The sequence below is a fragment of the Pseudonocardia sp. 73-21 genome, from assembly GCF_001899645.1.
Lineage (GTDB): Bacteria > Actinomycetota > Actinomycetes > Mycobacteriales > Pseudonocardiaceae > Pseudonocardia.
On record NZ_MKVV01000053.1, the window covers coordinates 60369 to 81735 of the forward strand.

16 protein-coding genes, 3 pseudogenes and 1 CRISPR repeat array are annotated in these 21367 nt (G+C 73.4%); of the genes and pseudogenes, 12 read left to right on the forward strand and 7 right to left on the reverse strand.

Going from position 1 to position 21367, the window contains the following annotated elements; genetic code table 11:
• Window positions 1-3: 3 nt before the first annotated feature.
• Window positions 4-3735, reverse strand: a complete 3732-nt coding sequence (locus BGP03_RS17050) for a CHAT domain-containing protein (protein WP_298800695.1) — start codon at window positions 3733-3735, stop codon at window positions 4-6.
• A 320-nt stretch (window positions 3736-4055) separates the two neighbouring features.
• On the opposite strand from BGP03_RS17050, the gene BGP03_RS17055 reads away from it, so the two are divergent.
• Together BGP03_RS17055 and BGP03_RS17060 are read left to right on the forward strand one after the other, a co-directional pair.
• On the forward strand, window positions 4056-4859 hold the full coding sequence (locus BGP03_RS17055) for a hypothetical protein (RefSeq protein ID WP_298800696.1): 804 nt from the start codon (window positions 4056-4058) through the stop codon (window positions 4857-4859).
• Complete coding sequence (locus tag BGP03_RS17060; RefSeq protein WP_298800697.1) at window positions 4856-6469, forward strand: hypothetical protein; 1614 nt, start codon at window positions 4856-4858, stop codon at window positions 6467-6469. Before BGP03_RS17055 ends, BGP03_RS17060 begins: the two co-directional genes overlap by 4 nt.
• Here the strand turns inward: BGP03_RS17060 and BGP03_RS17065 are convergent.
• A complete protein-coding gene (locus tag BGP03_RS17065; RefSeq protein ID WP_298800698.1) occupies window positions 6458-8515 on the reverse strand; it encodes a hypothetical protein in 2058 nt (685 codons plus the stop codon). The two genes, BGP03_RS17060 and BGP03_RS17065, sit on opposite strands and share 12 nt — an antisense overlap.
• 93 nt (window positions 8516-8608) lie before the next feature.
• Here BGP03_RS17065 and BGP03_RS17070 point away from each other — a divergent pair, with 93 nt between their 5' ends.
• The 8 genes and pseudogenes from BGP03_RS17070 to BGP03_RS35960 form a co-directional block, all read left to right on the forward strand.
• Entirely contained in the window at window positions 8609-9559 is a 951-nt protein-coding gene (locus BGP03_RS17070) for a hypothetical protein (protein ID WP_298800699.1), read from the forward strand.
• An 84-nt stretch (window positions 9560-9643) separates the two neighbouring features.
• Window positions 9644-9967 (forward strand): hypothetical protein, encoded by a 324-nt coding sequence (locus BGP03_RS17075; protein ID WP_298800700.1) that lies wholly within the window; start codon window positions 9644-9646, stop codon window positions 9965-9967.
• An 11-nt stretch (window positions 9968-9978) separates the two neighbouring features.
• Window positions 9979-10110, forward strand: a complete 132-nt coding sequence (locus BGP03_RS17080; RefSeq protein ID WP_298800701.1) for a hypothetical protein — start codon at window positions 9979-9981, stop codon at window positions 10108-10110.
• 8 nt (window positions 10111-10118) lie between these two features.
• Window positions 10119-11414 carry a CHAT domain-containing protein gene (locus BGP03_RS17085; protein WP_298800702.1) on the forward strand — a complete coding sequence of 432 codons (1296 nt, stop codon included), beginning with the start codon at window positions 10119-10121 and terminating at the stop codon, window positions 11412-11414.
• The gene (locus BGP03_RS17090; RefSeq protein WP_298800703.1) at window positions 11411-13189 is read left to right on the forward strand and encodes a tetratricopeptide repeat protein; all 1779 of its coding nucleotides are present in this window, start codon (window positions 11411-11413) and stop codon (window positions 13187-13189) included. The genes BGP03_RS17085 and BGP03_RS17090 overlap by 4 nt, the downstream gene beginning before the upstream one ends.
• 273 nt (window positions 13190-13462) lie before the next feature.
• Entirely contained in the window at window positions 13463-14278 is an 816-nt protein-coding gene (locus BGP03_RS17095) for a hypothetical protein (RefSeq protein WP_298800704.1), read from the forward strand.
• Window positions 14279-14291: 13 nt separating this feature from the next.
• Complete coding sequence (cas6, locus tag BGP03_RS17100; protein WP_298800705.1) at window positions 14292-14972, forward strand: CRISPR system precrRNA processing endoribonuclease RAMP protein Cas6; 681 nt, start codon at window positions 14292-14294, stop codon at window positions 14970-14972.
• 187 nt (window positions 14973-15159) lie between these two features.
• A CRISPR array of direct repeats spans window positions 15160-15836; the repeat unit is 37 nt; unit sequence GTCGCTATCGGTAGCCCGACGAACAGGGCATAGAAAC.
• 290 nt (window positions 15837-16126) lie between these two features.
• Window positions 16127-16549, forward strand: a pseudogene (locus tag BGP03_RS35960) (reverse transcriptase/maturase family protein); the annotation flags it as partial.
• Here the strand turns inward: BGP03_RS35960 and BGP03_RS35965 are convergent.
• Window positions 16543-16713, reverse strand: a pseudogene (locus BGP03_RS35965) (hypothetical protein); the annotation flags it as partial. The pseudogenes BGP03_RS35960 and BGP03_RS35965 overlap by 7 nt on opposite strands.
• On the opposite strand from BGP03_RS35965, the pseudogene cas1 reads away from it, so the two are divergent.
• Window positions 16691-17671 (forward strand): annotated as a pseudogene (gene cas1, locus BGP03_RS35970) (CRISPR-associated endonuclease Cas1); the annotation flags it as partial. The pseudogenes BGP03_RS35965 and cas1 overlap by 23 nt on opposite strands.
• The gene (cas2, locus tag BGP03_RS17110; RefSeq protein ID WP_298800707.1) at window positions 17668-17958 is read left to right on the forward strand and encodes a CRISPR-associated endonuclease Cas2; all 291 of its coding nucleotides are present in this window, start codon (window positions 17668-17670) and stop codon (window positions 17956-17958) included. The pseudogene cas1 and the gene cas2, both read left to right, overlap by 4 nt.
• A gap of 215 nt (window positions 17959-18173) precedes the next feature.
• Here cas2 and BGP03_RS17115 read toward each other — a convergent pair whose 3' ends face one another.
• From BGP03_RS17115 to BGP03_RS17130, 4 genes are read right to left on the reverse strand one after another with little or no spacing between them, the layout of a single operon-like run.
• Window positions 18174-19388 (reverse strand): OmpA family protein, encoded by a 1215-nt coding sequence (locus BGP03_RS17115; protein ID WP_299736718.1) that lies wholly within the window; start codon window positions 19386-19388, stop codon window positions 18174-18176.
• 14 nt (window positions 19389-19402) lie between these two features.
• Window positions 19403-20251: a hypothetical protein gene (locus BGP03_RS17120; RefSeq protein WP_298800709.1), complete on the reverse strand. Its 849-nt coding sequence runs from the start codon at window positions 20249-20251 to the stop codon at window positions 19403-19405.
• A 15-nt stretch (window positions 20252-20266) separates the two neighbouring features.
• Entirely contained in the window at window positions 20267-20638 is a 372-nt protein-coding gene (locus BGP03_RS17125) for a hypothetical protein (RefSeq protein WP_298800710.1), read from the reverse strand.
• Entirely contained in the window at window positions 20635-21357 is a 723-nt protein-coding gene (locus BGP03_RS17130) for a hypothetical protein (protein ID WP_298800711.1), read from the reverse strand. The genes BGP03_RS17125 and BGP03_RS17130 overlap by 4 nt, the downstream gene beginning before the upstream one ends.
• Window positions 21358-21367 lie beyond the last annotated feature (10 nt).

A 21367-nucleotide genomic window follows, 5' to 3' on the forward strand; every position in this document is an offset into this window, starting at 1 on the left:
GCGTTACGCCCCGACATGCAGGCAGCCGGCCCAGGCGACCGGGTCGTCGGAGGGGAGCGCGCTGCGCCAACTCGCGGCCAGGGCGGGCGGCATTCCGTCCGGCGGCACCCGGTGCGGGTCACGCGACCAGCGCCGCGCCCGGTGCAGGGCCACCGCGGGTGTACAGCCTTCGACGCGGCGGTAGTGGTGCACCATGAACATCAGGCGTGAGGTGTAGCGGTCGGGCACCGTCCACATCGAGCCGTAGGCGGTGCGCGCTCCGGCCGCCAGGAAGGCAGTGGCCAGACTGAACGCCTCGTCGTAATCGGCGCCCGAGACAATGGTCGAGCAGGCCGCCAACTGCACGGTGTCGAGCTCGAAGGGCTGCGTGGGACGCACCGCCAGGATCTCGTCGACCTCGAGCCACCGGTCGGCGAGCCGCAGGCTCGAGCGGCCGGGTGCAGCCGGTTCCGCGCGGGCGTGGCAGGCCAGGTGCAGGACCGACAGCGACGGAGAGCCGTCGCGCAGCCGGTCGAGCACCTCGACGGCCGAGCCCGTCCCGTCCGGGTCGGGAACCCCGTCGCCGGGTTGCCCGAGGTAGGTCGCCTCCGGATAGAACGCTGCGACCAAGGCGCGTGCTTCGGCGCCGGCCGCCCTGAGATCGCCCGACGGGTTGCCGATGACGAGCTGGGCGCCGTCGACGCCTGTGTGTCGGGTCACCGCTTGGCACAGCAACCTGGCCGACGGCGTCGTCGACACGACGGCTGCGTCCGCGAGGTCGCCGCTGCCCTCGGGCCCGGCCGCCGCATGCCAGGGGACGAGTGCGAGCGTGCCGAACGGCGCCAGGACCAGATGCGGGGGGTCCTCGCCGGTCCCCGGTGGCAGCCGGTGGGCGAGCTCGGCGAGCTCGGCGCCCGCGACCCGCCAGGCCCAGCGGGTCAGGTCGGTCAGCCGGGCCCGCCACGTCTCGAAGCATGCGCGGCGGTCCTCGGCGGGCTGCGGCTCCTCGGGGTGGTGCCACGCGGTGTAGGCCTCGCCGTAGTGCCGCAGTTCGGGGCCGGTCCCCAGGTCGGGAAGCTCCAGCACCTCGACGGGCTCGGCCGCCGGCACGACAACGGCGAGTCCGGGTTCGGGACCGTCGGCCGGGACGAGGTACACCAGTGCCGCACTGCCCTGAGCCTGGAGAGCCGCGCGGATCTGCGGCGTCGACGGTGGGTCCAACAGCCCCGAGTCGGTGGCGGTGAGCGCGGTCAGGACGCGCCGGCGCAGGTCACCGCGCAGGGCGGCGTCGGGCGTGGTGAGCAGCTCGACGGAATCGTCCCCGCCGGCGAGGGTCCACTCGTCAGCCAGGTCGTCCCGGCCGACCAGACGCAGCCGCTCGCCGACGCCGCGGGTGGTCACCGCGGCGTGCAGGACGAGCCCGCGGCCGGCGTCGAGGGCCGCCACGAGGTCGTCGGCGACCCGGTCGTGCACGCACCAGCGGGCGATGCGCAGCGCGTCGGCGGCGGCGCTGCGGGCCATCGTGACGGCGTGTTCGGTACCGGACTGCAGCAGCACCATCCAGGCGTGGCCGCGCAGCGCCGCCAGCCCGAGCTCGCGGCTTCGCGCCCGGTCCTCGGCGGTGCCCCGCAGCCGGCGGGCCTGGGCGGCCTGCATCGCCGACTGCACCCACAGCGGGTTCTCCGGGCCGGCGTCGAACGCGGACGCCGCCTCGCACCACCGCACGGCGTGCTCGATGTCGTCGGGGCGGTGAGTGCGTTCGGCCCGGTGCAGCCACCAGATGGCGAGGGTGTGTGCGGCCATGCCGTGCTGCGGACTTCCGGTCGGCAGGCCGGCGACCCGGGACTCCAGGGCGAGCAGCTCGTCGCGTTGTCGCCCGGGATCGTCGGCGGCGGCGGCGATCGCCGCACCGGCGGCGGCGGTGCCGGTGACGCTGTCGAGCAGGTCGGCGAGAGGACCGCGCAGCGTGCGCGGCGGCTGCACCGGAAGCGGCTTTCCGGACGGGGCGATCATCTCGCGCATGGCCTGGAAGAACGGGAGCTGGTACTCGCTGATCCAGCGGTCCTGCGGGTCGGCCGCGGCCATGGCGTGGACCGCCTCCATGAGCCGGTCGTGGGCGGCGAGCTGCTCGGCCGCGGGGGCGCCCCTGCGGTTCAGCTTTCCCAGTTCGGCGAACGCGGCGAGGAAGCCGCCGGTCGTGTCGCCGTCGCTCCCGTCCAGCAGAGCCGCCGCGTCGAGCTTGCCGAGGTCACCGGTCCGGCTCGCGTCCAGTACCGACCCGAGCGCCGCCATTCGCGCGAGGTCGGGTCCGAGTACATCGGGGTGCCCGCTTTCGCGGGCCGTTCTGGCGAAGGCGCCGACGCCGAAGTCGCCGTGCCCGCCCGCCCGTCCGGCCATGAGGTCGTCGACCATCTGCAGGAATCCTTTGGCGATGCCGACCAGGGACTGCCATTCCTCGTGCGGTTCGGGATGGCGCCGGGCGGTCGCGAGCAGCCGGTGCATGCGGTCACGATCGAAGGTGTGGGGCGCCGGATTGAACAGGTCGATCTCCGTGCGCAAGATCGCCATCGCCAGCTCGGCCCGCAGGCCCTCGCCCGCGGAGCCGGCGGTGTCGAGGGCCTCGATCCCTTCCTCGTGTGCCGTGATCGCCGCCGCCACCATCTCGTCCGACGGCCCCGCGCGCAGCACCTCGTCGAGCATCTCCAGGCGCCAGCGGTGCGCATCGAGGACCAGGTCAGCGTCGTCGAGGCCGTGTCGCAGCGCCGCATCGAAGCACGACGCGGCCCGGGCGTGGTCGACGTCTGCCCCGAGCTCCCCGCGCCGCTGGTGGGTCATGCCCAGGGTCAGCCAGGCCATACCGGCATCGCTGTCGTCCACGGCGAGTACCGCCGCGTCCAGGCGGCGCACGGCGGTATCGAGATCAGGCAGTGACCCGGTGCGGTTGCCCCGGTCGGACCACAGCTCGGCGCAGCGCAGCAGCGCTGTTGGGGGCGGATCCTCGCCTTCGCACACCCGCTCCAGGCACTCCCGCGCGACGTCGCCGGCGGTCTCGTCATCGGCCAGTACCCATCGGGTGTAGCTCAGATGGCCCTCGATGAGATCCAGCTCGATCGCGGGTTGCCCGGGGTCGATCAAGCTTCGGGCGCGACGTAGCGCGTCGAGGCCTGGATCGACGTCACCGATGTCGTCGCACGCCGATGCGTAGTCGGCGAGGGCCTGGAGGAGCAGCGGCGCGCCGTCGTCGACGGCAGGCAGCGCCGCAGCCAGCAGCTCGCGCCCGGCCTCGTGATCCGGAACGCTCTCCTCGGCCCAGGCTCGGTGCAGGCGGGCCATCCCCCGCAGCATGACGACGCCCGGGACGTCGGCGCGGATCGCGTCGAGGTCGGCGACGAGCGTGCCGAGGTCGCTGGGATCGTGACCGGCGGCGTCGAACCGGGAAACCAGGACCCAGGCCAGGTCCGCCGCCACCTCGTCTCGGTCGATGTCGAGGTGTGCCGGTGCCCGCCACGCCTGATGGATCTCGTCGCGGGCCTGGTCCCACCGGCGGAGATCGGCGGTCTGTTCGGCCGCGGCCGCGGCGGCGAGCCCGAGACCGTAGTGCCAGCACACCTCGTCCGGGTGCCCCGTTCCCGCTGCCAGCGCGTCGCCGAACAGCTCCGCGGCGTCGTCGAGGCCCGCCGGATCCCGGCCGTCCAGGGCGTCGGCCAGCCGTCCCCAGGCGCGCGTGCCGAGCGCGCTCACATCCAGCTGCTCCATCGTGCTCCTGTCCCTGGTCCGTTGCCCGGGTCGTCGTCCCCGGCTCCGGTGGGGTTACGCGGGAGGGTGGGGCACCACCCTCCCGCGCCGTCCACTGACGGACGGGGCCGTCAGCTACAGGACGTTGTCGTCGTCGTCACCACGCACGGCTGCCTCCTCGGGTCGGGCCGGGCCGGCGCGGTGCGCGGGATCACCCCGTGCACCGGCCCGACACCCGCAGGCCGGTGCGTCGCGCCGCGACCGCCAGATGTCGTCGAGGGGCTGACGGACCGCCCACGCGGCGCGCTACAGTCCGGCCCGCACTGCGGGAGGAGGCAGATGTGGGACCGACCACCTGGGACGGTCACGTCCGGCTCGACTACCTGCCGGACAGCCGCCGACTGCAGGTCACGCTGATCACGGTGGAGCCCACCCGCGAGGCCCAGCTGCGACGGGGGTTGCGAGCCGGGTTCGTGATCGACGACCCCGACGGCCCCCCGGCGTTCGTGGCCGCCGACCTGCCCGCGGCCTTCCTGCCCGCCGACCTGGGGGAGCTGCTGGGCCCGCGCCTGGCCCCGGAGGCCCGGCTGGTCATCGGGGACGAGCCTCAGGTGCGCTGGTTGCGGCTCGGCCTCAGCGAGGTCGATGACCTGGCCGAGACGTGGGCGCCCTACCGCGCGGTGGTCCTGGCCGGGGTGGAGCAGCCGAGCCGGATGCGCGCTGTCGGAGCCTGGGCAGGTGGTCTGTGGGCCCGGCTGGGGGTCGAGGACATCGTGGCCGGTATCGCCGCGCTCGGTCCTCCCACCCCTGCCATGGGCGATGTGCGCTACGACCATGACGACCCGTTCGGAGGCGAGCCGGAGGAACCGGAAGTGCTCGGATCGTGGGAGCTGCCCGCATCGTTGGCGCAGGCCGCCGGTGTCGAGGCCCGGCTGCAGTGGTCCGCGGCGGGTGGCCTGGTCACCGTGACCGCGCGCCGCGTGGCGGCTCCGGGCGCACCGCTGGCCGTCATGTTCGATGACGGCCGCGGTCGTTGGACCGTGCTCGAGCCTGCTGGGGAGGGTGTGCTCCGGGCCGCCATCGCCAGCTCCGCCGATCCGACGGTGCTGCCCGCGGTCCGGGTGCGGGTCGGAGAGCAGCCGTGAGTGCCGCTCAGGAGGTGCCCGGCCGGCCCGAACGCGAGCCGGCGGACGCGGCGGCGGCGGTCCTGGCCATGCTCGACCCGGAGGTCCTCGAGCGTCTGATCGACCAGGTCGGTTCTCGCGGTGAACTGGTCGAGCAGATGGCCACGCAGATCGTGGCGCTCCAGGTCAGGCTGGCAGCGCGTCGGGTGTCGGTACCGTCCTGGCGAGCCGAACATCTCGCAGCGGCGACCCTGTCCGACGCTCCGGGCGTCCAGCAGAACGTCGAGCACGCCGCTCAGCGCTATGCGAAGATCACGGCCGATCCGGACCTGCCGGTCGAGGTCGCCGTGCTCGTCGGCCGCGCCCACGACGCCGAGACCGTCACCCTGATGGGGCGCACGTATCGGGGTCTTGCCGAGGTCGCAGCACAGCGACCGGCGGAGCCGCGGATCTTCCAGCGCATGGTCGTGGCGGCCCTGGCCGCAGCCGGGGTGCCGGATGTGGGGCGGCGGGCGTGTGCGGTGCTGGACCGGGGTGCGGCCTTCGCTGCCGGCCACCGCGCGGTAGGCGGGGAGGTGCCGCCGATGCCCGTGTTCGGCAGCGCCGACTTCCTGGTGGCCGTCGCCGGCTACCGGGTGGCGCTGGACGAGGCCGGGGGCCGATCCGTCGTGGAGCCGGTCGCCGAGGTCGGCGCCGCGTTGCCGGAGCTGGCCCGACTACTGCGGCTGGGCTTGACCCGCCCCTCACGGGAGCTGGACCGCGGCGGTGTGGACGAGCCCGACAGCGCGTGGTTCCTCGAACAGATCGCGGAGTACCTTGGCGGGCACAGCGCCCGCCGCTGCGTCACGGCGCTGGACCGGGGGCTGCGCCGCGCGCGGTGGCGGCCGCAGCCGTCCACGGCGCTCGATCCGCGGACCCGGCGTGCGGTCGGGGTCGTCGAGGTGGAGCCGTCGGAGCCGAACGTCACCGAGTTGGCCGGCCGGATCGTCGCGTCGCTGGTACGGGCGCCTGCCGCAGCTGCGGCGGCAGCGTGGTTGCGTGGCGTCCGTCCGGTCGACGAGCAGGATGATCTGGACGAGTTGCTGAACGGCATCTGGCGGCTGCGCGCCGAGCTCGCGACCCGGCCCGTGGATGACGACCCGGGCCCGGTCGACCCCGCGCTCGTCGCGGTGGTCGAGGCGCGCCTCGGCGACGGCGTCGTCGGCCCGGTCCGGCGGCTCACGGCGGCATTACCGCCACTGTGGAGCCGGCGCGATCCGGCGATCCGGCTGCTGACCGCGCACCTGCGGGCCGCAGGGAACAGACCACCGGTCGCGCGCCTGGTCGCGGCGGTGGTGGCCTGCGGGCCCGGGCAGGCCGCCGTGGCCGGCGACGTCGCCGCACACGAACCGGGCACGGCCTGTGTCCGCTCCGAGGAGTCGGGAAGGTGTGTCGCGCGGACGGACGCGGCGGCGCTGCCGCCGGCGCTCGTCTGCCCGGCCCGACCGTGGCCGGAGGACGGGCTGGTCGAGAGCCACCGCACCCTGGCCCAGCGCGACGGCCGTGACGACGCGGGGTCGGCGGCACGCACCTGGCGGACCTACAACGGGCCGTGGGCGGACGTGGTCTGGCTCGTCAGCTCACGGGTGTGAGACGCCAAGGGCCGCCAGCCGGGCAGCGAGTGTGACGACTTCGGCGTGGCGGGTGTGATGCTCGCCGCCGCCGACGGTGGCCTCCTCCCAACGCCGCACCAGCTCGACGAGCTGGGCGGCCGTGGTCAGGTCTGCCGGGTCGATATCCGGTACCCGCAGTTCGGCGGCCAGCAGCAACGCCGGCGCGGCCAGTAGCGCGAACCGGCACGCGTTCTCGGTCGGCGGTTCGCCGTCGAGCAGCCTGCCGGTCTCGGTGGCGGTGAGGGCCCGGCAGATCCAGGCCCGTCCCTGCTGGGCCCATCGCATCGCCTGGGCGATCTCCCCGCGGGCGCGTGCCGCCTCGGCGAGGCCGGTCGAGGCGCGGGTGGCGACCTGCAGGGCGTTGCGCAACGGTGCGGAGTGCCCGGTGCGGATCGCGAACTCGGACCGGGCTGGGATCACCACCGACGTGAAGAGCCCGATGGCGGTGCGCAGGTCGGCCTCGTCGGTCGAGGCGGCGAGGAAGGCAGCGTAGTTCTGCAGGTGGTAGCCCGCGAGGCCGGGAAGCCGGGGAAGCGGCGAGTCGAGGTGGAACCTCGGGACCTCCAGGGCTTCGTGGAAGGCCGCCCACGCCCGGTGCAGCCGCCGGTCCAACGCCGCGGGCGACGGGAGACCGGCGTCGGGTCGCTGGGCGTTGGTGCGCCGCACGGCGAGCAACTCGACACACGCCGAGGAGATCACCTCGGCTGCCGCGCCGCGGTCGAGCAGCCCGCGCGCCAGCAGGTTCTCGCAGCGATCCAATCCTGCGAGCAGGTCCGTCAGCGGTGCCCGCAGGTCGTTGCGCTGGTCGGGCCGCAACGTCTGCACGCGCATGTCAGCTGTGCGGCAGGCCGTGAGGGCGGCGACCGGGTCGTCGGGGTCGAGCACCGCATCGGCCAATGCGGCGAGCTGTTCGAGGACCGGTCCGATCGTCTGGCGGGAGGCATCACGACCGCGCGGGGAGACCTGCAGGTGAGCCAGGACGGTGTACAACCCGAGCACCAGCGCCCGCCGCGTGAGCAGCGGCAGGCCCTGGACGTCGGAGGCGTGCGGGATCGCGGGCAGGACCTGCGGCGGCTCCGACCCGGGCCCGGGGGCGCCCTGCGCGCGAGTCGCGTGCCGGACGAACTGGTCGACCAGCCCGGATGGGAAGAGCAGCGCCTCCACGGCCAGCTGGCCCGGCTCGCGTTCGCTGAGCCACAAATGGCTGGCGTCGGCGGGGGTGCCCGCAGCGAGCAGCCGGCGCAGCAGCAGGTCCACGGCCTCGGCATCGCGCAGCCGACCGGCGAGCTCCGCGGACAGCTCATCGTCGCCGTCGGGGGGCTCTGCCGGCTGACACGCGGCGAAGGTGTGGTCGGCCACGTCGAGCAGGAACGGCTGGGTGGTGGTGGCGCCACGGGCCAGGGGGGCACCGACCTCGCAGCGGGTCAGCGGGAGGTCGCCGAGCCCTGCGGCCAACGGGAGTTGCCAGGACTGCACGAGCTCGTGCTGAATGGCGCGGGCGTGAATCCCCGCCGCGAGCAACGCGGGCTGCGAGCGGAAGGTCTCGACGACCAGGCCGGTCCAGGCGGCGAGGCGCAGCCGGGTCGGCAGCGGTGACCCGTTCGGATCGACCAGCAGGGCCAGCGCGGTGCCGATCGCGTCGGTGACCGGATCGAGCAGCCGGTTGACCGCGGTGAGCACCACGGCTGCACGGGTGTCGGGTCCGAACCGGTTGAGCGTCGCATTGGCGATCTCGTTGGGCAGGCTGGCGCGCGGCCCGGCCAGCCCGATCCGCTCGACGACCTGCCACGCGCCTGCATGCGGTGTCGTCAACCGCTGGGCGTCGGCGCGGGTGGGTAGCGGCGCCCCCCGGCTGATCTCCGACAGGGTGACGCGGGCGTAGTCGGACACCCAGGTGCGGCGGCCGAACGGCCCGTCGGGCCACGGCACGCCGAACAGCGGTGCGATCTTGCGGGCCAGCCGTGCCGCGGCGACCTCGGCACGGCTCTCCGGGATGTCGGGCACGACCGCGGGCAGCAGCGGCATGTGATCACCGTAGACGAACGATGCGATGCCCGCCATCGATCGAACCGACTATCTTCTTGACACGCCGAATACCTAGACACGACTATTTTCGGCATGAGCTCACCCTCTCGGCCGTCCCCCGACCCCTATCCGGGGCTGGCCGGCCTGCCCGACGGACTCATGCGGGAGGTGGTCGACGCAGTGTGGTTCGAGTCGGGGCGAATGCGTGCGTCGTTGCACCGGCTGCGTCGCGTCCGCGCGTGTGACGTCGTCGTGCGGGTCGCGGGCTGCGGGTCGCTGTTCGTGGGTGGCGAGTGCCCGTGCCGCGACTTCGTACTCGACATGCTCGTCGAGGCCGACCGGTTCCTCGCGCGGCACGAGCCGTCCGGTCTGCGCAACCCGCCCGGGGCCGTGCGGGCCCACGTCCGCAGGCGTGCCCAGGAGTGGACGCGTCGCCGGCGGGCCGACGCGGGCGCCCAGGCCCGCACCGACCGGCTCGACGCGAGCGAGCAGGGGCGCCGCCTGCCCGACGCGTACCACCGCGCCCTGCTGCGCAACCTCGCCGACGAAGCCGGATCACTGGCGTTGCTCGGTGACGAGCGGGGTCTGCTGCAGCGGCTCGCGGCGCTGGCCGCGAACCAGTTCGGCGGCGAAGTCGCGGACCACCTGGGTCGGGTGGTCGCGGCCTTGCCGCTGGTGGAGGAGGCCTGTCGGGCGGGTCGCCGCGTGCCGGCGCGGGACGGCTCCGGTCCGGTCACCTGGTGGGAGCGCTACATCGAGGAGCCGCTCGGGCGCCGCGACCGGATCGACACGCAGCCGCTGGACGAGCTCGACGACGTCGAATCCGCGATGCCGGACGGTGGATGCGACGAGCTCGTGCTGGGGATCGTGGTGCGGGCGGTTTCGGGGCCTGGACGCTCGGGGGTGGCAGCCCGGTTGCATGGAGCGGTCGCCGAACTGGTGCGGCTGCAACTGATGTCTGCTGGTGCCGCCGGTCTGTTCACGGCTGATCCGGCCCGGGTGCGGGCGGCCGCGGAGCAGGCGTGGGTGCTGGCGTCGGCATGACTCGCGTCGGCGTAACACCGCGCCCGGATGTGACGACGAGCACAGGACGCTTCGTGTTTATCCACATCGGACCGAGGGATCGCCATGTCGCTACCTCTGACCGTCGCGGGTCGGTCGCCCGTCGACCCGATCCGACTGCGCTGGGGCGGCGGCGGGGCCGTCGTCCTGGGTGTCCTTGCGATGTTCAACGGAGCCGGCGGGTTGGTCGTAGGGGCGCTGCTCGCACTGCTGGGCGTCGCCACCTGGGGCGTCACGGCCTTCGGGGCCACTCCATGGCCGGAGCTGAGCAGCCCGAAGAAGGTGGTAGCGGCCAGCGGTGCGGCGATCGGCCTTGCCTTCCTCTACCTGTTCTTCGCGATCTTCTTCCTCATCATATGGATCATCCGGATCGCCACCCAGTCCCGCTGATCGGAGCCGAGATGCCCCACGTCGAGAACTACACCGTCGGGGTGCGCCCCATGGACTGGAGTGCGGCCATGGACCGCACGCTGATCGCCGCCTTCGACAGCCGCGCCGAGGCCGAGGAATCCATCCGCCGGGCCAGCCGCTAGCAGGGCCGGTGGAGCTCGTCCTCCGCGCCGCCGACCACGGTACGACCTACCTGACGTGGCGTTGTCCCGACGACCCCCGGGTCGCCGACTTCGCCGCGCTCGATCGCGACGATCTCGGTGCGGTCCTCGACGAGCTGCACGCGGCGCTGCCTGGGCGGCGTCCGGGTGAGGACGGCCGGGCCGCCGCCGAGCGGGCACTCGGCACGGGCGCGTTCGCCGACCCGGCACGAGAGGCCGTGCTGTCGACGGCGCTCTCGGCTGCCGTGCTGCCCGGGCGGCTGGCCCGCCGGCTGACCGCCGCTGATACCGCCGCCCATGTCCGGCTGCGGGTGATCCCCAGCCCGCGGCTGGCGCAGGTCCCGTGGGAGCTGCTGGTGCTGCCGGACGGTCGGCGGCTGGTGGAGGTCGCCGACGTGTGCCACGACCCGCCCGCGACCCTGTTCGCGGGCCGTGGACGTTCGCCGGGGCGCTGGGCCGATGTTGCGCACCAGCCCGTGGTGTACCTGCTCGAGCCGCGCCCACCCGAGCCACGCTACCGCCCGGTGCTCGACGAACGAGCCGATCCGGCGGGCGTGGCTGCGCTCGCGCGATGGTGCGACCAGCGCGTCGTCGACGGACGACTGCGTGCCGACGACCGGCCGGACGCACTGCACGGCGCGACCGGGCGAGCGGCCCTGGGTCGTCGACTGCGCGAGCATCCCGCGTCGCGGCTGGTCTACTTCGGCCACGCCGGGGCGGCCGACGACGAACCGGGTTCGGCCGCGCTGTATCTCGCCGACTCGTCCGCGGTCTACGGGCTGGCCCGCGCGATCGGCAACCACCGCCCGTTCACGGCGCTGGACCTGCTGCACGGCACCGCGACCGCCGGCGCAGCGGAGTCCGGGTGGCCGGTCGACACCCGGGCGGCCGGACATCGCATCTGGCCGATGCCGCAGCGGGTGGCGATCATCGGGTGCAGCAGCGGCGGGGACCACCGCTTCGCCGAGCCGTTCGGCCTCGTGCTCGCCTGCCTCGACGCCGGCGCCGAGCTCGTCACCGCCACCCGGTGGTCACTGCCGTCCTTCGAGGCGTTCCGGCTCGTGCGACCGGAACTGGCCGCGACGGCGCAGCGACCGACGGCCGGGCTGATGCAGGCGGTCGACCGCTGCCACGACCACGACGACCCGGTCGGCGCGCTGGGGGACTGGCAGCGGGAGCGACTCGCGGCCTGGCAGGCGGGCGGGGACGTCGTCGACACACCGCTGCTGTGGGCCGCGTTGGGCACGCACGTCGCACCCTCCCGTGCTCTGGCGGTGGCACCGTGACCGATCCTGAGATCTCCCGGCTGACTTGGGAGCGCCTCGAGGCCGAGCTGGCCGGCGACCCGCTCCGGACCGCGCGCCTCGACATGATGATCGGCATGCGCCACCGGGAGTCCGGCGATTTCGACGCGGCCGAGAGCGCCTTCTCCGACGCCCTGCGCACCTTCCACGAACACGAGCTGCCCTACGAGTCCGCAATGGCCGCGGTCTTCCTGGCCGACGTCTACTTCGTCACCGACCGCCTGGCCGAGGCCGAACTGGCCTACGACACCGCGCACGGCACGTTCGAATGGCTGGGGGCGGCGGCCGAGGCCGCCGGTAGCCTGCTGGGCACCGGCAAGGTGCGGGTGGCCGGGCAGCGCTGGGTTGACGCCGAGACCTCCCTGTTGGCCGCCCGGGCGTACTTCGCCGCCGCGCGGATGGACGCCGAGCTGGCCGACTGCGACCTGCACCTCGGCCGGGTGTTCTGGGAGACCGAACGGCTCGACGCCGCCGAGCGGGCCTACACCGGCGCGAGGGCCACATTCGTGCTGTTGGGCGCCCGGGACGAGGTGGCTGACTGTGACAACATGCTGGGCAACATCTACGACAACACCGGTCGTTACCAGCTGGCCGAGCGGTCCTACGTCGATGCGCTGGTGGCGTTCGACCGTCTGGGCCGGTCGGGTAACGCCGCGCGCTGCCGGTTCAACCTGGCCGACCTGTGCGACGTCACCGGCCGGTTCGATGAGGCCGAGGTCCATCTCGTGCGCGCGCGCGACGCCTTCCACGACGGCGAAGAACCCGCCGAGGCGGCTCGCTGCGACCTGGCACTGGGCAACCTGCGGTTGCGAGCCGGTCGTCTTCCGGAGGCGGCGGAGGCGCTGGGGGTCGCACGGGAAGCGCTGTCCGGGCTCGACGAGGACCGCGACGTCGCCGGGTGCGACCTGAGCCTCGGAGTCGTGCACCGCGCCGCCGGTCGCGCCGTCGCCGCGCAGCAGGCCCTGCAGCATGCGCGGTCGGAGTTCGCCCGTCTGGGGCATCCGCGGGAGGTCGCGCACTGCGAGGTGAACCTCGCTGCCCTGCACGCCGACGAGCGACGCCTGGGCGAGGCCGAGGAGCTCTTCACGCTCGCCCGCGACCGCTACCGCGAACTGGGCCTGGAACCGCAGGCCGCCGACTGCGAGATGAACCTCGCGAACGTCTACGCCGACTCCGGGCGCCACGAGCGCGCTGAGCGCAGCTACACGACCGCGCGCGAGCTGTTCCAGCGCAGCGGCCTCGTCGCCGAGACCGCGCGGTGCGACATCAACCGCTCGCTCGCGCGCCTGCAGGCCGCCCCCGCCGCTGCGGGCCACGAAGCCGTCGCTGCTGCGCTGGACGACATCCTGCCGGCCGTCCTTGCGCTGGACGCCGTTCGGTTTCGTTTCCCCCGCACGGCCGAGCGCGCTGCGTGGGCGGCGAGCATCGCGCTCGGCACGGAAAAGGCGTTCGAGCTCGCGGCGCGGCTCGGGGAGGCCGCGCTGGTCGCCGAGCTGGTCGAGGCCAGCATCGCCGCCGGCGTCCACGCTCTCCCGACCGCACCGACGCTCCCGGCTGCGCGCCCGCGTCCGCTGCTCGGCGGCCCACAGATCCTCGACTCGGGTGCGGGGCGGCTGCTGCCCGGCGCGGCACGGCCCATCGCCCCGGCGCCCCGGCTGCGCATGCCTGACGGGCGGATCGCGCTCGCCCGCTACGTCGAACTGGCCCAACTGCGGTACGGGGCGACGAGCCGCGCCGAGGCAGTTGTGGACGTGTAGCCGGTCCCGGGCTGTCCGTCAGTGTGCGGTGTGGAACCGACTACTGACCCCCCGGCCGTCACGTTGGCGGCGTTCTCGTGCTGACGAGGGGCGACGGAGCGGATCCGCTGACCGCGTCGGAACGCGCACGGTTGCTGGCGATGCTGGTGGCAGGCCTGCACACCCGGCGTGCCCCGACCGGTGCGGCTGTGGCCCTGCGCCGCCAGATCGTGGCATGGTCGCGAGCGGGGGTAACGACGTGTCCCGACGCAGCGACGAGTGTCCGGTGGAGCGATGAGGACGATGGACACCGGTGCGGCGGAAGCGGCTGAGGCGTCGACAGCGCTGGCCCGGCTCACCTCGCGGCTGCGGCCGGCCCGTGAGCTCGCCGAGGGCGCGACCCGCTACCTGAACACGCTGTTGATCGGTGTCCTGCTGGCCCCGGTCGCTCCCGATGTCGCCGTGGACCTTTTCGGCGCGACGCTCCCGTCGTGGCGCAACCCGCTGCTGCGCCTGCTCGCCGTTCTCGCGGTGTTCGCCCTGTGCCTGTCGGCCTACCGATGGCGGTTGCACGCGGCTCGTCGTCGCGCACGGCGTCGTGGATACCGGCTCGCCGGCGTCGAGTCACGTGAGGTCGTCGTGTTGCCGATCGGTTTCCGCACCCGGTACGACGCACGCGGGCGCCGGACCGGGTCGATGAGCGTGGCGAACTGGTTGCTCGACGCCGCACGCCCGTCCGTCGTCATCGGCGTGACCAACCCGCAGATTCCCGCCCAGCAGGTGGAGCAGTTGCGCGCGGAGCTGGCCGTCGACGGGATCGCGTTCGAGACCGTGTGTCTCAGTGCGGTGCACGATCCGGAGGTCGCCGTACGTGATGCGGAGGAGATGCTGGTCGGACAGTTGCAACTGCGAGGTCTGGCCGAGCGGTCGTGCTACGTCGACACCACGGGTGGCACAGTGGCGCTGTCGATGGCGATGTTGCGAGTCGCGGCGTTGATCGGGGCGCAGTGCACTTACGTCTCGTCGCGGTTCGAGAACAATCAGCCGGTGCCCGGCACCCAGGTCGGTCACGCATTCGATCCCCGGACCCTGCTCGGAGTGGCGACGTGAAGGGAATGCCTGCGTGCCAGCCCTCATCGACCTGACCCTCGACACCACCGTCACCCCGGTACTGCATCCGGCCCGCATCCATGGCGCGGCCTGCACACTGCTGCGCACCCACGAGGGCGGGCGCCTGTTCTCGGCGGCGCCGCCGCGGCCCGAAGGGCGGCGCGCGCGGTGGCGGCTGGGCTGGCTGGCCGCTCAGCCGCCGACGCTCGCGCCGGGCCATGTGACCTTCGGTGACACCGAGCACGCGGTACTTGATCGCCGCGTTGTCCCGATCAGTCACCTGGAGCTCAGCAACACTCCGCCACGCCGACACGCCGCTGTGCAGGTCATCAGCCCGATGTACTTCTCCCGCAACGGCCGCGACCATCCGCTCCCCGACCCGGTGCTCGCCATGCAGTCGCTGATCCGCCGCTGGGACGGCACGGCCCCGCGCGGGCTGTCGGTCCCGGCCGACGCCGCGCGCTCGCTGATCGACGTGGTGTGGTTGGCCGGGATGGACGGGCGAACCGTCGCGGGGCAGGTCGGGGCGCGGACGTTCCAGATCGGGTTCGTCGGCGATGTCGAGTTCGCCCTCACCCGCCGAGCCACCAACGCCGACGCCACTCTCTTTGCGGCGCTGCTTGCCTTCGCTGAATTGGCCGGGCTCGGGGCTCAGACCGGCCACGGCTTCGGCTCGGTGGCACTGCGTCCATGATCGCTGCTCGAACAGATCGACTTCGGTGAGCCCGAAAATCCATGATCGCTCGCAGGCGCGTTCGCGCTGGTCAGCGGGTCGCCGAGGCCGTTCAGGCAACCACAGTTGATCACTATAGATCAACTCCACGGGGTTGCTCGCAACGATCTCCATCGGCCCTGGTCAGAGGCCTCGCCGAGAGGGTAGGGTCGCTATCGGTAGCCCGACGAACAGGGCATAGAAACGGCATCGACGATCAGTGTCTCCGAAACGGAGAGCGTCGCTATCGGTAGCCCGACGAACAGGGCATAGAAACCGGAAGTAGTCGGCCAGACCGCTGAAGTGCTCGGTCGCTATCGGTAGCCCGACGAACAGGGCATAGAAACGTGGCCTAGTGGAAGAGGTTCATCACCGCAGTGGTCGCTATCGGTAGCCCGACGAACAGGGCATAGAAACCTTGTCGAGCGTCGGGCTGATGGGTCGAGCTGTCGCTATCGGTAGCCCGACGAACAGGGCATAGAAACACAGCACCAGCACGGTTGCGATTGCCAGAACTGCGTCGCTATCGGTAGCCCGACGAACAGGGCATAGAAACTCACTCGTCGTAGACGTAGATGTACGAGCCCTGAAGCGTCGCTATCGGTAGCCCGACGAACAGGGCATAGAAACGTGATCGTGCGCAGCGTGCCCATGTCCGCAGACACGTCGCTATCGGTAGCCCGACGAACAGGGCATAGAAACACTTGAGGCGGCGGAAACCGCTAGAAGCTCAGCCGAGCGAGTCGCTATCGGTAGCCCATAAACAGGGCATAGAAGCGTTGTCGACCTTCGGGGTCAGCGGCGCGCTGGTCGTTATCGGTAGCTCGATGAACAGCGCATAGAGCCTTTCACCGGCAGACCAGAGCAGCGAGGTGACATTACGTCACAATCACCTAGCGTGGCGCAGATGGAGCGAGCGGTATTTGAGAGAAGGTGGAAATGTGGGCATTCTCTTTGCGCGAGCCTTCACCGAGCAGGCGTTGCTCGATGCGTGGGACACGGTCCGAGCCGCGGCACTTGCCGACGGGCAGCCCGACGCGGAGGTGGCGCGGTTCGAGGACGGAGCCGCACGCCGCATCGCGGAGCTCGCGGCGGAGCTGGCGGCGGGGGAGTGGGAGCCGCAGCCGGTGCGACGGGTGGAGATTCCGAAGCCCGGCGGCGGGGTGCGGCGGCTCGGGGTGCCGCCCCTGGCTGACCGGGTGGTGGAACGGGCGCTGCTGACCGTGCTCGACCCGGAGATTGACCCGCGGCTGTTGCCGTGGAGCTTCGCCTATCGGCGCGGGCTCGGAGCGCGAGACGCGGTGGCGGCGCTCGAGGACGCCCGCGACACGGGGCTGGGTTGGGTCGCGCGCGCCGACGTGAAGGACTTCTTCGAGAGGGTGCCGCAGTGGGAGGTGTTGCGGCGCCTGCGCGAAGCCGTCGACGACGAGCGGGTCGTGCATCTGGTCGGCATGCTGCTCGACCGCACCGTCGCCGGCGGGCGGGCCGCGCCGCTCGACCGTGGGCGTGGCCTGCACCAGGGCAGCGTCGTCTCACCGTTGCTGAGCAACCTCTACCTCGACGTGTTGGAACTGAACTCCGGCAAGAGCCATGTGGCGTCGTTCGACGGTGGCGTGCGGTTCCTCGGCGAGACGGTCACCGCCTCCACCCTGAATGCGGCCGAGGCGGTGTCGCACCCGCTGGAGACCTCGGTGTACGTCGACCGCCAGGGCAGCCTGATCCGTGTGCGCGGGGAGAACCTGGTCGTGGTCGACGGCGAGGAGGCGCTGCTGCGACTGAACCTGCGCCGGGTTCGTCAGGTGACCTGCTACGGACGGGTGGGGCTGACCACCGCGTTCCTGCACCGCGCCCTGGAGCGGGGCATCGAGGTCGTGCTGCTCGACCGCGGCGGGAGTCTGGGTGGGAGGCTCACTGCGCCGTGCGCGTCGGACCCGACAGTCCGCCGTGCCCAGTACCGGGCGGCCGACGACCCCGACACTTGCCGCACGATCGCCGCCGCTCTCATCGCCGGGAAGATCGGCAACATGCGGGTGACGCTGCTGCGGGCGGCACGCCGCCAGGACGACCTCGACGCGGCGATCGGCGCGGAACGTCTCGCCGCGCTGGAGGCGCAGCTGCCCGATGCCGCGAGCCTCGACGTGCTGCTGGGGCTGGAGGGCGCCGCCAGCCGCGAGTACTTCCAGGCGGCCCAGCGGATGGTCGATCCCATGTTCGGCTTCACCGCCCGGCAGCGCCGCCCGCCTCCGGACCCGATCAACGCGATGCTCTCCTACGGCTACACGCTGCTGTGTCACGAGGTGATCGCGGCCCTGGAGGGAGCCGGTCTGGACCCGCTGGTGGGCGTCCTGCACCAGCATCGGTGGGGTCGCCCGGCCCTGGCCCTGGACCTGATGGAGGAGTTCCGGCCGATGACCGTCGACGTCGCCGTGTGGCGCCTGACCGGCTCCCGCACGGTTCGCGCGGAGCAGTTCACCGTCGAGCCCGACCTCGGCTGCCGGATGGGCGACGACGCGCGGGCCGCGTTCCTGGCCGCCTACGAGCGCCGCATGCTGACCCTGACCACGCACCCGGCGGCCGGGCGGCGGGTGTCGTTCCGGGTGGCGATCGGGGTACAGGCCAAGGCGCTGGCCGCGGCACTGCTCGATCCGGGGCGCCCCTACCGCGCTCTGCGGTGGAAGTGAGCGCCTTCGTCGTCGTGGTCGCCTACGACATCGCCGACGACGGCCGCCGCGAGGACGTCGCCACGCTCCTGTCGGGCTACGGACCGCGGGTGCAGCTGTCGGTGTTCGAGTGCGAGGTGCGCTCCACCGGCGACCTGCGGGCACTGCGAGCCGCGCTGCGCGAGCGGATCGACCCCCTGGAGGACCAGGTCCGTGTCTACCCCACCACCACGCAGACGTTCTCCGAGCGGGTGATCATCGGCGCCCGCACGGTCGAGGAACGCGCCGACTACTGGATCGTGCGCTGACAGACGTTCCCGCGATGCGTGCGCACGCTCCTCGGTGACGATCCGCGCGGCCCGCGGCAGGTGCACGCGCAACCACGCCTGCAACCGGGCCGCGTTGCCGTCGCGGGCCAGACCGACGAGCGTCGCGGCGTCGGCGGGGCCCAGCGCGGCAAGGCATCGCCGACCGATCCGCCGATCGCGTCGCAGCTCGGCCTCCGCACGTGCGTCCGGCCCGTTCACGATCCGGACGGGGTGAGGATGACGCTGCGGTTGTGCGCGGCCGGCTCGGGAAGCAGCGGCCCCGCCGGACCGTTGTCGGGCCGGTAGCCGGGGAAATGGCTGCCCAGGCCGGTGGTGTGGATGCGGTCGGCGGGGGCACCCAGGGACACCAGGACCGATGCGACCGCCCGGGCGCGGCGAAGCGAGAGGTCGAGCTGCCCCGCGTCGTCGCCCCACCGCGCCGTGGTTCCGGTCAGCGTGACCGTGCGGGCGGGATCGCCGGCGAGCCAGGTCGCGACCGGGGTCAGCAGGTCCGCCGCGCCCTGCGGGTCGCGCAGTACGTCGCGACCGGGCAGGAAGCCGACCGCCGAATCGTCGGCCAGCACGGTCGGGACCCCCGAGCCGAGGTCGATCACCGGCGGCGACGGCAGCGGCACCAGGCCGACCGGAGGCAGCCCGGACCCGGCGGCGCCGTTGTGCGGCCACGAGCTGATCGTGACGCAGGCCGCGCCCGACGCGGTGAGCACTGCCGACCACAGCGCGCGCAGCTGGGCCTGCTGGGCGAGCGGGAGTGGCGGCTGCGGCGGCGCGGTATCGCCGATGCCGTAGCCCCGCACGACGAGGCCGTGCAGGTCGGGCAGCGCGTGGTGGGCGTGCAGGAACGCCACGACGTCGGCCGGGTCGGCGGCCAGGAGCCCGGGTCGGCGGAAGTCCAGCGGGGCCACCGTCGACAGGCCGGGGTCGATGAGCACCACCGTGCCGGTCGGGCCGGTCGCGTGCACCGCCCGCGCAGCCATGTCGAGGCCCGCCAGATCGTCGACCTCGGCGGTGGTCGCCGTCGTCCGGGCCACCGCGTCGGCGACATCGGCGGAGAACTGGGCGCGGTCGGCGGCGAGCGCGTCGTCGTTCCCGGCGTCGGAGCGGAACACCTGGCCGGACACGACGGCCATCGGACGCCCGTCGATCTCGATCAGGCTGATCGGCGGTCCCGGCTGTCCGGCGGGCACCGCGACGGCGGCGGCGAGCATGCCCTCGACGTCGGGGGGAAGGGCGGGTGCTGGGCCGTTCGCGTGGCCGCCGACCGCCAGCGCCAGCGCGCCGGACGTCGGCGGGCAGCCCGGCATCGCTGCCGGGTCGGTGGCGGCGGGCGGTTCCGCGGCGCCGCCGCCGCAGGCGGCGAGCAGCACCATGGCGACGAGGAGGGACAGAAGGCGGGGCAGGGTGCGAGACATGGTCGGGGCGCTCCTCAGCTGTTCTCGCGACGGGTGCTCTTGGTCAGGGAGATCTCGCGACGCGGGCCCTCGGGAAGGGCGCGGGCCGGTAGTGGCAGCTCGGGGACAGGGCCGCTGCCGGTGACGCCGTCGGTGTGGCCGGGGTCCTGCTTGCCGATCGCGATCAGCAGCCGGGCGTGGTTTTGCAGCTCGGCCATCCGGGCCAGCACGATGCTCCGCGCCGAGTCCCGGCGGGCCAGCTCGCGCTCGCGCTCCCGGTCGTGCTGCTCGAGCACGGCGACGGCGCGGGCGAGCCGGGCGCGGGCGGCGGCCTCCCGCCGCACGGCCGCCCGCAGTACGGTCGCCGCGCGCCGCAGCCCGGTGTGCAGCGGGTTGTGCTGCAGGTACGCGGCGACGACCGCCCCGAGGCCGGAGGCCAGGTACAGCCCGATGAACACCGCCGCGGTGATGAGGTCGGTCGTGACGTGGCCGGTCGAGGATCCGAACCCGGACGACGCCGAGGCGCGGGGCGCCTCGGCCCGCGCGACGAACGCGACCAGGCCGAGCAGCAGCCAACCGGCCAGCGCCAGGCCGAGCAGCACCCGGCTGGCCCGCGGGTCGCGGCAGCGCCACCGCGCCCACAACACCCCGGCGGCGTGCGCGACCGACACCGCGATCGCGGCGAACCCGGCGGCGATGGCGAGCAGCGTCACCGGCGACGTCCGGAACAGCAGCGCGAGCACGGTGTAGAACGCGGCGAGGTCGCCGAGCAGGGCGAGCGCCTGCAGCGCCCAGGGCACCAGCTCCGCGAGGCCGCGCCCGGGCAGCAGCACCGGGTCGGCGAAGCTCGCGGCGGGTCGGTCGGCGGGTCGGGGATCGGACACGGTGGGCTCCTCGGTTCAGGGGGTGGCGGGGTCGCCCGCGAGGCGGGCGCGGGCGGCCAGGTGGTCGGCCCGGGCGATCTGCAGGGCCCGGTGGGCGTCGTCGTGGTCGGCGGCCGCGGCGGCGACCTTTTCGCGCGCCGCGCCGTGCAGGCTCTCGACGGTGCCGGCGTGGTCGGCGTGCTCGGTATCGATGCGGGCGAGCCAGTCCGCGGCCCAGGACGCGATGAGCGGGTCGAGGACGCCGCCGCTCACCTCGTCGACGGCTCCCGGCAGCAGCCCGGCGACGATCTGTTCGACGCGCCGCTGCGCCTCGACGAAGCTGGTCGCCATCGGCACGCCGAAGGGGACCGGCCGCAGCCGGTCGAGGCGGATGCGGAACGCGGTCACGGGCGGGCCCCCTCGATCGGGGTGAGGGCACGCTCGTCGGCCGCGGGCAGCTGCGCCCAGCCGGGCACGGCCGGGCGGACGACGACCAGCCGCCCGGCGAGGCGGCGTCCAGCCGGGTGCCGGCGGACCAGCCGCGACTCGTAGGAGGCGATCCGGCGCAGCGTGTAGGCGTGCAGCCGCCGGGCACGGATGGCGCCGCGCTCCTCGCGGCCGCGCACGGCCTCGTCGAGGCGGGCCAGCTCGGCCAGCGCCGCGGCGAGGTCGCCCCGCAGGGCTCCGAGCCGGTCGGACACCGCGCGCCGGCGGCCGTCGTGTTCCCGCGTGCGGCGGGTCCGCACGCCCTCGACCGGCGTGTCCACCTCGCCGGCGCTGCGCCGTTCCAGGTCGGCCTCGGGCAGCCGCTCGGGCAGCCCGACCAGCACCGACCGCTGCTCCTCCACGAGTTCCTTCAGGTCCTCGATGCGCGAGCGCAGCTGGGCCTGGCGCTCGCGCATCGGCGCCGTGTCCGCCTGGACCTGCAGGAACTCGCGCTCCGCCCGGTCGGCGAGGGTCTGGGCCCGCTGCTGCACGGTTGGGGTGAGGACGGGTCCCGCGTCGATGTACTCGGCGGCGGGGATCCCGGCCCGGGCGTCGGCGCAGGCCGCGCGGATGTCGAAGAACCACGCGACGGGGCCGTAGAGCAGAGGGCGGTAGGGGCGGGCGATCGAGCGGTCGGGCACGGTGGTCTCC

Coding starts and splice junctions, on each gene's coding strand:
- BGP03_RS17050 (WP_298800695.1), bottom strand. CDS start 3,735: ATGGAGCAGCTGGATGTGAGCGCGCTCGGCACGCGCGCCTGGGGACGG.
- BGP03_RS17065 (WP_298800698.1), bottom strand. CDS start 8,515: ATGCCGCTGCTGCCCGCGGTCGTGCCCGACATCCCGGAGAGCCGTGCC.
- BGP03_RS17070 (WP_298800699.1), top strand. CDS start 8,609: ATGAGCTCACCCTCTCGGCCGTCCCCCGACCCCTATCCGGGGCTGGCC.
- BGP03_RS17075 (WP_298800700.1), top strand. CDS start 9,644: ATGTCGCTACCTCTGACCGTCGCGGGTCGGTCGCCCGTCGACCCGATC.
- BGP03_RS17080 (WP_298800701.1), top strand. CDS start 9,979: ATGCCCCACGTCGAGAACTACACCGTCGGGGTGCGCCCCATGGACTGG.
- BGP03_RS17095 (WP_298800704.1), top strand. CDS start 13,463: ATGAGGACGATGGACACCGGTGCGGCGGAAGCGGCTGAGGCGTCGACA.
- BGP03_RS17115 (WP_299736718.1), bottom strand. CDS start 19,388: ATGTCTCGCACCCTGCCCCGCCTTCTGTCCCTCCTCGTCGCCATGGTG.